Here is a 12241-nt window from a genome sequence, read left to right on the forward strand (position 1 = left end):
GGGGGGGGGTTTAGGGTGGGGGGATTAGGGGGGGGGGGGGCGGGCGCGGCGGTGGGGTTCTGCCCAGAGATAGCGAGGGCTCAATGTGCGGGAAGGCTGAAGCAGATCTCGCAGGAGCTCGGGGGGGAGGGGGGGGGGGGGGGGCGGAGCTTCCTCATCCCCACCGTCATCCTCGTCGTCGTGTTCAGCCAGCTCCGGCACTTCTTCGGCGATCGGATCAACTGGACGACGCAGGTCGTCCAAATGTGGCGCGTGCTGCCCGATGTGGGCATGCTGATGATCGTCGGATCCGTGCCGGACTACGCGCAGGGGCTGATCAAGCTGTCGTGGCTGATGCGTGGCAAGGCGGACGCCGACGAGAGCCTGGGTCGGCCACGATCGGCAGGGAGGCACTGATGCGACACCCCGTCCTCACCAACGTTTCGCCCCACCGCGCCCGGCGCGCCGCCGTGCTGGCGATCGGCCTGGCGGCGCTGATCGTCGCCGGCCCGTGGCTCGTCCGCCGCAGCGCCGACGGCCGTCCGGCAGCCGTGGCATCGGCCGCACCCGCCGTCGTCACGGTCTTCACCGTCACGCTCGCCACCGACGCCCCCGACGCCCAGCCCGGCGACGGCGCGTGCGCGACGGCGGACGGCGGCTGCACGATCCGCGCGGCGGTGCAGGAGGCGAACGCGCGACCGGAAGCCGGACCCTATCGCCTCATGTTGCCGTCCGGCGCGTACACGCTCTCGATCCCCGGCGACAGCGAGGACGCGGCGGCCGGCGGCGACGTCGACATCCGCGCGTCGCTCGAGCTGCGCGGGGACGGCGCCGGCCGGACCGTCATCCACGGCCCGAACGAGCCGCTCGACCACGCCTTCGAGGTCTTCCCGCCGGCCGTCGTCACGTTCCGCGGCCTCACGATCCGCGACAGCGCCGGCGGCGGGATCAAGAACCGCCGCGGGCAGGTCGCGATCACGGACAGCACGATCCGCGAGAACCGCGCGCACTTCGGCGGCGGGATCGCCAACGACGGCGTGATGACGATCACGTTCAGCACCGTCGTCTCGAACACGGCCGGCCAGGGCGGCGGCATCGTCCACTTCGGCGACGGGCGGCTGACGATGTACCGCACGACGGTGCAGGGCAACGGCGACGCGCAGGGCGGCGGCCTCAAGGTGCACGGCGCGCTGGACATGGCCGAGTGCACCATCGTCGACAACCTGGGCGGCCACGGCGGCGGCCTGAACCTCGCCGGCGCCGAGCCCAAGGTGATCCGCGACACGACGATCGCCCGCAACCTCGCCGGCGGCCACGTCGAGCCGCCGTGGCACGGCTACGGCGGCGGCATCTGGAGCCAGGCCGACGACGTCCGGCTGATCAACGTCACGCTGAGCGACAACTGGGGCCAGGGCGGCGGGATCTTCAACCTCGGCCGGATCACGATGACGAACAGCACGCTGGCCTTCAACGGCACGTACAGCTGGGGGGCGGCGATCAGCAACCTCGGTGCGCTGTGGCTGGTGAACAGCGTGATCGGTCCGTCGCCGCAAGGCGCGGCGTGCGACGCATCCCGCGTGCGGCTGACCTCGGGCGGCCACAACCTCGACAGCGACGGAACGTGCATGCTCTTCGAGCCCACCGACCTGCGATCCGTCGACCCGCGCGTCGGCCCGCTGGCCGACAACGGCGGCAGCACGTGGACGCACGCCCTTCTTCCGGGCAGCCCGGCGATCGACGCCGGCGACGACGATCTCGCGCCGCCGTTCGACCAGCGCGGCGGGCGGCGGGCGGTGGGCGCGGCCAGCGACATCGGCGCGTTCGAGTACGGTGCGACGCCCGGCGCGCCGACGGCAACGCCGACCGCGACGGCCCCGTCACCCGGGCCGACGCTCCGGGTCTTCCTGCCGCTTGCGATGCGGGACGCCGACCGCGGTTCACCGTAGTCCATCGCCCCCTCCGCGTCGATGTCGTTGTCTGGGATCGGGCATCTGCCGCCGCCCCCGCGGGCGCGCGGTGACCTGCGAGCCGCGCGAGCACTTCCCGGCCCACGCGATCGTGCCGGCATTGCGCCTCGCCGATTGGGTCGTCCCGCCGCTCTGAGCGCGACGCAAGCCAAGAACAAGGGGGACAACAACCGTGTTGACGATCTCCGGGCTTTCAAAAACCTACGCGGGCGGCGTGCGCGCGCTGGACTCCGTCACGCTCGACATACCGAAAGGCATGTTCGGCCTGCTCGGCCCGAACGGCGCCGGCAAGTCGACGCTGATGCGCACGATCGCGACGCTGCAGGACGCAGACTCGGGCTCGATCCGCTTCGACGGAATCGACGCGGGCAGCGCGAAGCTCGAGCTGCGCAAGCGGCTCGGCTATTTGCCGCAGGAGTTCGGCGCCTATCCGCGCACGTCGCCCGAAGTGATGCTCGGGCACTTCGCGGCGCTGAAGGGGATTCACGGCGCCGAGCGCCAACGTGTGGTTCGCGACTTGCTCGTGCGCACCAACCTGTGGGACGTGCGCAAGCGCAGCATCGACAAGTTCTCGGGTGGCATGCGGCAGCGTTTCGGCGTTGCGCAGGCGCTGATCGGTAACCCGAGCCTGCTCATCGTCGACGAGCCGACGGCCGGGCTCGACCCCGTCGAGCGCCGCCGATTCCAGAACCTCCTGTCCGAGGTCGGCCAGGACGTCGTCGTGATCCTGTCGACGCACATCGTCGACGACGTCGCGGCACTGTGCACGCGCGTCGCGATCATGGCGGAGGGGCGGATCCTTCGTGTCGGCGAGCCGCGGGCGCTGACGGCCGAACTCGACGGGCGGCTCTGGTCGGCGGCCGTCGACAAGGCCGAAACCGAGCGGCTGCGCGCGACGCTGAAGATCATCTCGACGCGCATCGCGGCCGGTCGCACGGAAGTGCGCGTGCTCGCGGACTCGGCGCCCGCCGGCATGCAAGCCGCGCAGCCGACCCTCGAAGACGTCTACTTCGCGACGCTGCAGGAACACGGCATCGACACGAGCGCGGCGTAAGCGCGATGCGTGCGTTCCTGGAGATCTTCCGCTTCGAGTGCCGGTTCCAGGCGAAGTCGCCGCTCTACATTGCGGCGGCCGTGCTTTTCTTCGCCATGCACTTCCTCACCGCGCGCAAGCTCGGCATCGACATCGGGTTCGGCGCGGCGGCGGACGCCGCGACGATTCCCCTCAACGCGGCGGTGGCGATCATCCAGAACGAGCTCGTGCTGAGCCTGTTCGCGATCTTTCCGGCGGTCGCGATCGTCGCGGCCGCCATCACGCGCGATCACGAGCGCTCGACGGCCGAACTCTTTTTCGTACGGCCGATCCGCGAGCCGAGCTACGTGCTCGGCCGGTTCGCCGGCGGGCTCGCGTTCGCGCTGCTCGCGTCGGTCGCGGGCGTGCTGGGAGGGCTGGTGTCGCTTTCCGCTCCGGGCATCGACCCGGAGAGCCTCCAGCCGTTCGCCGCGGCCCCGTGGTGGTTCGTGCTCGGCGCGGTGGCGGTGCCGAACACGGTCATCGTGGCGGCGCTCGCGTTCAGCGCCGCCGCTGCGGCGCGGTCGATCGCCGCCGCATTCTGCGTCGCGATCGTGCTGCCGCTCGTGCCGGTCGTCGCTCAGGGCTACGTCGGTCCGGACGGCCCCGGCTGGCTCGCGCTCGTGGACCCGTTCGGGCTGCTCGCCATCGTCGACGTCACGCGTTTTTGGACGGGCGCCGAGCTCGCGGCCGATCTGCCGGGCGGCGTGCTTTGGACGAACCGAGCGCTGTGGCTCGGCCTGTCGGCCCTGTCGCTGCTCGTGGTGCTCGCTCGCTATCGATTCGTCGTGCAGCGCACGCAGCCGCGGCTATGGCGCCGCCGCGCGCCGTCCGTGGCGCCGGCGCCCCCGCTGTCCGGTGCCCATGTTGCACCGCGCTTCGGGTACCGCGGCGCCCTCGCACAGCTTGGGTCGCAGCTGCGCATGGAGCTGCGGGGGATTCTGCGCAGCCCGCCGTTCTACTTCGTGGTTGCCGTCGTCGTGGTGAGTTGCGCCCAGCATTTCGCCGCGCAGTCCGCGGCCGAGCCATTCTACCTGGCTCCGAGAGAGCCTCTCACGAGCCTCATGATCGGCTTTCTCGACATCGGTCTCTCGTTGCAGCTGCTGCTGTTCATCGCCTGGTACTCGGGCGTGCTCGTACACCGTGCGCGCGAGGCACGCGTCGCGGAGATCGCGGATGCATCGCCGGCATCGAGCGCCGTCGGCGTGCTCGGCAAGATCGGCGCGCTGTGGGTCGCGCTCACGCTGCTGCTTTGCGCGGGCATCGTCACGTTCATCGTGCTGCAGGCGGCGACCGGCCACACGCGCTTCGAGTTCGGCCTCTACCTCGAGGGGCTGATTGTCTACGGCTTCAACCACTACATGCTCGTCGTGCCCGCGGTGCTCATCCACCTGCTGCTCCGGAACCGCTGGATCGGTACGCTCGTGTTCCTCGCGGCGTTCGGGGCCGTGATGTCGCTCTTCTCGCTCGGGTTCGAAGATCTGCTGTACACGTTTCGCTTGCCGACGTTCCTGCACTCGGACATGAACGGCTTCGGCCATTTCGCCGTGAGGCAGGCCTCGCTCATGGCGTATTGGTCCGCCTTCCTCGTGCTCGCAACCGTCGCTGCGTGCTTGGTCGCGCCGCGCGGCTATGACGACCGGCTCGCCCACCGCGTTGCCGATGCGCGGTCGCGCGTGACGCGCGCCACGGCGGCCGTCGCGGGAGCGGCGGCCGTCGCGTTCGCCGTGTTCGGCACCTGGATCTTCTACAACACGCACGTGCTGAACGACTACGTGACCACGCGCGATCTCGAAGCGCGCGCGGCCGATTACGAGATGCGGTACCGCGGTTACGCCGGCCTGTCGGCGCCGTGGCCGAAGGTCATCGACATGCGCGTGGACTTCTTTCCGGCGGAACGGCGCGTCGAGTCGAGCGGCACGGTGCAGCTCCGCAACGATTCGGGCGGCCCGATCGAGCTCGTCCTCGTGACGCTGAATCCCGAGCTCACCGTGAACGCGCTCGAGATCGGCACCGCCGTGCTCGTCGAGGAGGGCGCGGGCGGGCGCGTGTACCGATTCGCCGAGCCGCTGCAAGCTGGAGCGGCCGTCACGGGGGCGTGGAGTTTCTCCTGGCGTAACGATGGCTTCGCCAATTCGATGGCGAACGGCGCCGTGGCCGAGAACGGCACCTACCTCGACGGCCCCACCGTGGTGCCGGATCTCCGCTACGACGCCGAGCGTGAGCTTACGGACCCCGCGGCGCGCCGGCGGCAGGGCTTGCCGCCCGCCAGCCGACTGCCGGACCTCGACGATCCCGAGGCGCGTCTCGATACCCGCCTCCGTTTCGGGCCCGCGGACGTTCGCGTCGTGCTCGGCACCGCGGACGACCAGACCGCGGTCGGCGCCGGGGTGCTGCAACGGGAGTGGAGCGAGGGCGGTCGGCGGTATTTCGAGTACCGTACCGGGACCCCCGTTGCGCTGGCCTTCGCGTCCGCGCGCTACGTCGTGGCGCGCGATTCGGTGAACGGGATTCCGATCGAGATCTTTCACGACCCGAAGCATGCGGGTGCCGTCCCGACGATCATGAACACGGTGAAGCGCGGCTTGGCATACTACGCACAGGCGTTCGGGCCCTATCCGTTCGAGTCGTTCCGTATCTTCGAGGTTCCGCGCTACAGCACGGCGGTGGATGCACGCGCCGGCGTCCTGGCGTATAACGAAGGGGCGGGGTTCTTCTCGAAGTTCGGCGATCGTGAGATCGATTTCGTCACGGCGCATGAGCTCGGGCACATGTGGTGGGGCGGGCAGGTGCGCAGTCCGGTCCTGCAAGGCATGTACGTGCTGAATGAGACCCTCTCCAGCTATGCGGCGATCATGCTGACCGAGCACGTCGAGGGCAGAGCGACCGCTTACGCGCAGGCCGCCGCGCTGGGAACCCAATACCTCGACCTTCGCAGCCGCCAGCGCATTGAGGAGTTGCCGATCGTGCGCTCCGAAACGGCCATTGCCGGGACCAAGGGTGTGCACGCGATGGTCGCGCTGCGCGACGTGCTCGGAGCCGAGCGCGTGAACCTCGCGCTGCGGCGCTTCATCGAGACGTACGGCAACCGGCCGCCGCCGGACCCGACGACGCGCGAGCTCATCGCGGAGCTCCGGGCCGTCGCAGACGAAGCGCATCAGGCGTTGATCACCGACTGGTTCGAGCGAATCACGTTGTACGACGTGGCCGTCACGGGCGCCCAGAGTCGCGCGGCGGGCGACGCCTACGAGGTGACGATCGAAGTCGCGGCGCGGCAGCTCGAGGCCGACGGCGCCGGCGTCGAGACCGAGGTGCCGCTGTCGGCGCCTTTCGACGTCGCTGTGTTCGCTGCGGATGCGGACGACGACGCCGAGCCGATCTATCTCAGGAAGCACTGGCTCACGTCCGGCCCGCAGCGAATCGTCGTGCGCGTGCCGGCGCGGCCGGGGCGGGTCAGCGTCGATCCGTATGGCTTGAGGCTCGACCGGCGAGCTGCGGACAATGCCCGCGACTTGTAGCTCAGCCGTGGCAAGGACCGGCGAGGATAGGAGACGATAGGAATGGGGGGTGCGCATGCGAAGTCTCACACGTGACGGCGCTTCGACGCGTCGCGGCGTCGCAACCATCACAACCGTCGCAACCGTCGCAACCGTCGCAACCGTCGCGGTCCTGACGGCGATCCTGATCGCCGGCGCCACCACGTGGCCCGCCACCGCCCAGGATCGCGACGCCGCACCGACATCGCGCATCCACCTCCCCCTCGTCGCCCGCGCCGTCGACCGCCGCGACCTGCCGCCGGCCGTCGAGGCTCCACCCACCGCCCCCGCCACGACGACGTCCAGCGCCGCCCCGTCGCCCACGGCGCAGGCGGAACCGACGCCGACCGGCCCACCGCCGTCGCCCACGGTGCGCGCGTGCGCCGGCACGTCGCTGCCGGAGCGCGTGACGATCACCCGCTCGCCCATCGACAGCCCCGTGCGCGCCAGCGACGAGTACTTCCCGCTGCCCGTCGCCCCACGCGCGGACGGCAGCGCGCTCGTCGCGTGGCGGGAGCAACGATCGGCCACCGTTCGCGTCGGGACGTTCGCCGCGCACGGCGGCTTCGTGCCGCCGGCGCTCTCGTTTTCGGCCGAGGAAGTGCACGCCCTCGTGGCGCACGACGGCGGCGGCGGGGCGCTGGCGGTCGTCGACGGCGATCCCGACATCTACAGTCCGAAGTATTGCCGCGGCGCGTCGACGCCCGACAAGGCGCTGTGCGGCAAGATGGACGTCTGGCGCTTCGACGCGGCCGGCAAGACGGCCTGGCGACGGACCGTCACCGGCAAGACGAACGTCGACCGCGACGGCGCGGAGTTCGTGTGGTGGTACCAGCACACGGCGCGGCTGATCTGGACGGGCGACATGTACGGCCTCTACTACCGCAACGCCAGCTCGTCGCCCCGCCCCGGTGTGGCGGGCGAGATCGACATCCACGCTGCCGACGCGTTCCGCGTCCTATCGCCCCAAGGCAACGTCCTGACGCACGCCTGGCGCTGGGGCTGCTCGCACAGCTGGGCGGTGCGGCTGGCCTTCAACGGCGCGTTCGGCACCGCGTGCCACGGCGACGGCTACCCGAACGCCTTCCACGTCGTCGTCGCCGACCGGACGGCGCAGCTCGGCGAGGCGACGCTGCAAGCGAACGTGGACCCGACGCAGCGCGCGCTCGGCGGCCTCGTGGCCGATGCCGACGGGTTCTGGCTGCTGTACCAGGCGGCGGACCGCGGACCTTCGGGCAGTTCGCCGGGCAGCGGGGCGATGCGGCTGCACCTGGCGCGGATCGACAGTGCGGGCGTCATCGCTTCGGACGACGTTCTCGCCGCGGCCACCGACCTGCCGACGCAGTACCCGTTCCGACCCTACCTGGCCGCGTACGGCAGCGGGCAACTCCTAGCGGGTTGGCACAGCGGCGGCCGACTGCAGCTCGCCGTCCTCGACGGCCGGACGGGCGCGCTCGTCGACGGTCCTGCAGCCGCGGACGCGAAGATCGACGCGTGGAACGAGTTCATGGCCTTCCCGGACGGGGACGTCGGCTGGGCGTTCGCGGCGGATCGGGCGGCGGCGATCGACTTCGTGCGCGTCGAGGGTTGTCGTTGAGGGGACGCTACCGCACGACCTTGAAGTTGAACATCGGCGTCCCCATCGCCCCCATCAGCCGTAGCCACAGCGGCAGCAACATCTCGGTCCCGCGCGCCGCCGTGATGTCGCCGACGTCGACGACGTCCTGCCAGCCGAAACCGCGGGCCAGTTCGGCCACGATGGCCTTGGCGTCGGCGTCGTTGCCGCAGATGAACAGGCTATGGTCGCCGCCGCCGACGGATGCCGGACTCACCATGACGGCGGCGGTCACGGTGTTGAAGGCCTTCACGACAAGTGCCGCCGGGACGGCCCGCTGAATCTGCTCGGCCAGCGAGTCCGTGTCCTTGACGAACAGCGTCGGCGGGAAGCCGGCCGAGAAGTCGAGCGGGTTCGTGACGTCGATGAGCGGCTTGCCCGCCAGGGTGTCCGCGCCGGCCTGCTCAACCGCCGCCAGCGCCGCCTGCCCGCTCGTCGCCAGCGCGACGACCTCGCCGTGCGCGGCGGCCCGCGCGAGCGTGTCGAGGCGGACGGCCGGGTGCGCCGCCAGCCAATCGGCCAGCGGGCCGTTGCCCATCCGATCCGTCTCGCGGTTGGCGAGCGAGCGCGACACGTCGCGCGTGCCCATGACGACGTCGTGGCCGTGGTCCGCGAAGCCGGCGGCCAACGTGCGGCCGACGATGCCTGTGCCGAGGATGCCGATGCGCATGGTCGTGCTCCTGCGGGTAGGGGGCTCGCCGCCCGTGACACAGGATGTCGGCGAGTCGGTCTTTCGGACGCCAATCATACGGACTTGACGATGAACCGGCGCGCTGACAATATTTAGCCCTGCCTAAAATTCGGACCCGAGCCTTCGGTTCCATGCCTGTCCGCACGGGCGAAGGTCGTCAGCCACGACGACGCTGAGCCCGTACCTCAACGGAGCGATTCCCATGCGCCACCTCACCCGTCGCGCCTTCGTCCGCGAGTCCGCCATCGGCGCCGCCGCCGTCGCCGGCGGCGCGCTGGCCCTCGGCGCGGCGCCCAGGCCCGTGGCCGACGCCCATTCCGGTGCGGCGTCCGACGTTCGGCCCGACACCGCCACCGACGCCAACGTCGACGCTGCGGCCGAAGCCCACGGCGGCCACACGGTCCAGTCCACCGTCGGCGACGTCGGCCCGGACGCGATCGGCATCGACCCGACGCGGTTCCTCGAGACGTTCGACACCGGCACGGTCAGCAAGCTGCCGGACGGGCGGACGCTGCGCGAGTGGGACATCCTGGCCTTCGACAAGCAGATCGAGGTCGCACCGGGCGTGTTCTTCCCGGCCTGGACGTACAACGGCCAGGTGCCGGGTCCGACGCTGAGGTGCACGGAGGGCGATCTGCTGCGGATCCGCTTCAAGAACGCCGGCACCCACCCGCACACGATCCACTTCCACGGCTTCCACCCGCCGAGCATGGACGGCTTCGCGCCGGTCGTGGAGCAGGGCGAGAGCTTCACGTACGAGTTCACCGCCCGGCCGTTCGGCCTCCACCCGTATCACTGCCACGCCGTGCCGCTGAAGAAGCACCTCCACAAGGGGCTGTACGGCGCGCTGATCATCGACCCGCCCGGCGGCCGCCCGCCGGCGCGCGAGATGGTCATGGTCATGAACGGCTTCGACACGAACTTCGACGGCGCGAACGAGATCTACGCCGTGAACTCGGTGGCCTTCCACTACCAACGCCACCCGATCCGCGTCCGCCGCGGCGATCCGCTGCGGGTGTACCTGCTGAACCTGACGGAGTTCGATCCGATCAACTCGTTCCACCTCCACGCCGGCATGTTCAAGCTCTTCAAGACCGGCACGCGGCTGGACTTCCACGAGTTCACGGACATCGTCATGCTGTGCCAGGGCGAGCGCGCCGTGCTCGATTTCACGCTCGACGATCCGGGGCTCTACATGTTCCACGCCCACCAGAGCGAGCTGGCGGAGCTGGGGTGGATGGGGTTCTTCGAGAGCGTGGACGAGGCGGTGTGGGAGGCGGAGGCGGGCGCCGTCGTCGCCAGGACCGACGTCAACGCGACAATCGCGAGCAGCACGTTCGCGCCGGCCGCCGAACGAACAGCGTTCTGCAACGTCGGAGGCGCCTCATGAACACCGCCGTCGATACCGTCGATTCCGTCGCGACGAACCTACCGCACGGACGATCTCTCGGCCGTGCCGGCCTCGTCGCGCTCGCCGCGCTGCCCGTCCTCCTCCTGGCCGCGTTCATCGCCTATCTGCTCTTCGACCGCACGGGCCTGCCCGCCTCGAGCGCGCCGCCCCTGGAGGACCTCACCGTCCAGCGCGTCGACCTGCCGCAGCCCGGCCGGATGGAGGTCCGGGTGATGAACGGCGGCCCGTCGCCGGTGACCGTGGCGCAGGTGGCGGTGGACGACGCGTTCTGGGCATTCGAGATCACGCCGGCCGCGACGATCCCGCGGCTCGGCAGCGCGGTCATCGAGATCCCGTACCCGTGGGTGCGCGACGAGCCGCACGAGGTGATGCTCGTCACGAGCACGGGCGTGACGTTCGGTGGGGCCGTCGACGTCTCGCTGCCGCGACCGGCGCGGGATTGGGGGGCCTTCTGGCGCTTCCTGCTCCTCGGCTTCTACGTCGGCGTCGTGCCGGTGGCGCTCGGGATGCTCTGGTTCCCGGTCGTGAAGCGCATGGGCACGCGCGGTATGGCGTTCGTGCTGAGCCTGACGGTCGGGCTGCTTGTGTTCCTGTTCATCGACACGCTGCTCGAGGCGCTCGAAGTCGCGGCGCGGCTGCCCGAGGGCCTGCACGGCCGGCCGCTCGTCTGGCTGGCGGCGCTGTTGACGATCGGTTTGATCGAGGCCATCGGGTCGGGCCGGCGCGGCACGCGGTCGCCGCTGGCCGTCGCCGCGCTCATCGCACTCGGCATCGGGCTGCACAACTTCGGCGAGGGCCTCGCGATCGGCGCGGCCTACACGCTCGGCGAGGTCGCGCTCGGCGCGTTCCTGATCATCGGCTTCACGCTCCACAACATCACGGAGGGCCTGGCCGTCGCCACACCGCTGACGAAGGCCGCGCCGCGGGCGGTGCACTTCATCGCCCTGACGCTCCTGGCCGGCGCCCCGGCGATGCTCGGCACGCTCGTCGGCGCATACGCCTACTCGGATCTCGGCGCAACGCTCTTCATGGCCGTCGGCGCAGGCGCGATCGCCCAGGTGGTGTACGCGGTCTCGAAGTACTTGCTCGGGCTGATGAAGAAGGACGAGCTGCCGGGGCTCAGCCCGATCACGGTGGGCGGGTTCGCGGCGGGGGTGGCGATCATGTATGTGACGGCGTTGGTGGTGGCGGCGTGAGGGGGGGCTAGCAGGAACGGTCGTATTCCGCGCAGTCGTGCGGCCTGCGGCCCTCACCCCCCGACCCCCTCCCCCAAGTCTGGGGGAGGGGGGAGGATCACGGGTCGGGGGAAGGGACAGGGTTCCGTGCGCTGTTCGGCGCACCTGCTTATCGCCAGACGTCGTCCAGCGGTAGCACGAATCCCGGCAGCTCCGAATCCCCCGCCATGCGATCTACCCCGATCAGCAGCTCGACTTCGCGATCCGGTCGGTACACATGCACCGTCCGCTCGATCGGGTCGATCAGCCATCCCAGCCGCGCGCCGTTGGCGATGTACTCGTCCATTTTGGCCTGCACTGCGGCGAGGCGATCGGACGACGAGCGCAGCTCGATGACGAAGTCCGGGCACAGCGGAGTGAAGCCTTTCGTGGCGCCGGGCGGCAACGCGGCCAAGCGGTCGTTCGTCACCCATGCGGCGTCGGGCGAGCGAATGGCGCCGTTGGGGAGCGTGAAGCCGGCCGACGAGTCGTAGCTCGTGCCGGTGCCGTCGGCGCGTGCCCACATGTAGAGCGTGGCGCCGATCGCCTGATTACGACGGCCCGCATCGCCTCCAGCAGGTGCCATGATGATGACTGCTCCTTCGGACGTCCGCTCGATGCGCAAGTCCGGGTTCTGGCGACAGAGGTCCGCGAACGAAGCGTCGTCGACGGCCAGCGCGGGGCTCAGTTGGAGATGGATGGCGGAGCCGGGTTCGGCTAGGCGGGGTTCGATCATGGAGGACTCCCGTTCGAGTG

9 protein-coding genes are annotated in these 12241 nt (G+C 70.4%); 7 read left to right on the top strand and 2 right to left on the bottom strand.

Translation table 11 applies throughout. The annotated features are described in order from the left end of the window. Positions 1 to 180 precede the first annotated feature (180 nt). From IPG72_13920 to IPG72_13940, 5 genes are all read left to right on the top strand, one after another. The gene (locus IPG72_13920; GenBank protein MBK6770081.1) at positions 181 to 396 is read left to right on the top strand and encodes a hypothetical protein; all 216 of its coding nucleotides are present in this window, start codon (positions 181 to 183) and stop codon (positions 394 to 396) included. Further along, the gene (locus IPG72_13925; GenBank protein MBK6770082.1) at positions 396 to 1925 is read left to right on the top strand and encodes a hypothetical protein; all 1530 of its coding nucleotides are present in this window, start codon (positions 396 to 398) and stop codon (positions 1923 to 1925) included. The genes IPG72_13920 and IPG72_13925 overlap by 1 nt, the downstream gene beginning before the upstream one ends. A 193-nt stretch (positions 1926 to 2118) precedes the next feature. Further along, positions 2119 to 3000: an ABC transporter ATP-binding protein gene (locus IPG72_13930; GenBank protein MBK6770083.1), complete on the top strand. Its 882-nt coding sequence runs from the start codon at positions 2119 to 2121 to the stop codon at positions 2998 to 3000. A gap of 5 nt (positions 3001 to 3005) precedes the next feature. Further along, complete coding sequence (locus tag IPG72_13935; GenBank protein ID MBK6770084.1) at positions 3006 to 6536, top strand: hypothetical protein; 3531 nt, start codon at positions 3006 to 3008, stop codon at positions 6534 to 6536. 55 nt (positions 6537 to 6591) lie between these two features. After that, a complete protein-coding gene (locus IPG72_13940; GenBank protein MBK6770085.1) occupies positions 6592 to 8151 on the top strand; it encodes a hypothetical protein in 1560 nt (519 codons plus the stop codon). 7 nt (positions 8152 to 8158) lie between these two features. On the opposite strand, the gene IPG72_13945 is transcribed toward IPG72_13940, so the two are convergent. After that, entirely contained in the window at positions 8159 to 8839 is a 681-nt protein-coding gene (locus tag IPG72_13945; GenBank protein ID MBK6770086.1) for an NAD(P)-binding domain-containing protein, read from the bottom strand. 223 nt (positions 8840 to 9062) lie between these two features. Here IPG72_13945 and IPG72_13950 point away from each other — a divergent pair, with 223 nt between their 5' ends. Together IPG72_13950 and IPG72_13955 are read left to right on the top strand one after the other, a co-directional pair. Continuing rightward, positions 9063 to 10250, top strand: a complete 1188-nt coding sequence (locus tag IPG72_13950) for a multicopper oxidase domain-containing protein (GenBank protein ID MBK6770087.1) — start codon at positions 9063 to 9065, stop codon at positions 10248 to 10250. Next, the gene (locus IPG72_13955) at positions 10247 to 11467 is read left to right on the top strand and encodes a ZIP family metal transporter (GenBank protein MBK6770088.1); all 1221 of its coding nucleotides are present in this window, start codon (positions 10247 to 10249) and stop codon (positions 11465 to 11467) included. Before IPG72_13950 ends, IPG72_13955 begins: the two co-directional genes overlap by 4 nt. 148 nt (positions 11468 to 11615) lie before the next feature. Here the strand turns inward: IPG72_13955 and IPG72_13960 are convergent, their stop codons facing one another. Beyond that, positions 11616 to 12221: a Uma2 family endonuclease gene (locus IPG72_13960; GenBank protein MBK6770089.1), complete on the bottom strand. Its 606-nt coding sequence runs from the start codon at positions 12219 to 12221 to the stop codon at positions 11616 to 11618. Between the last annotated feature and the right edge of the window lie 20 nt (positions 12222 to 12241).

This window comes from Candidatus Avedoeria danica, from assembly GCA_016703025.1.
GTDB lineage: Bacteria > Chloroflexota > Anaerolineae > Epilineales > Epilineaceae > Avedoeria > Avedoeria danica.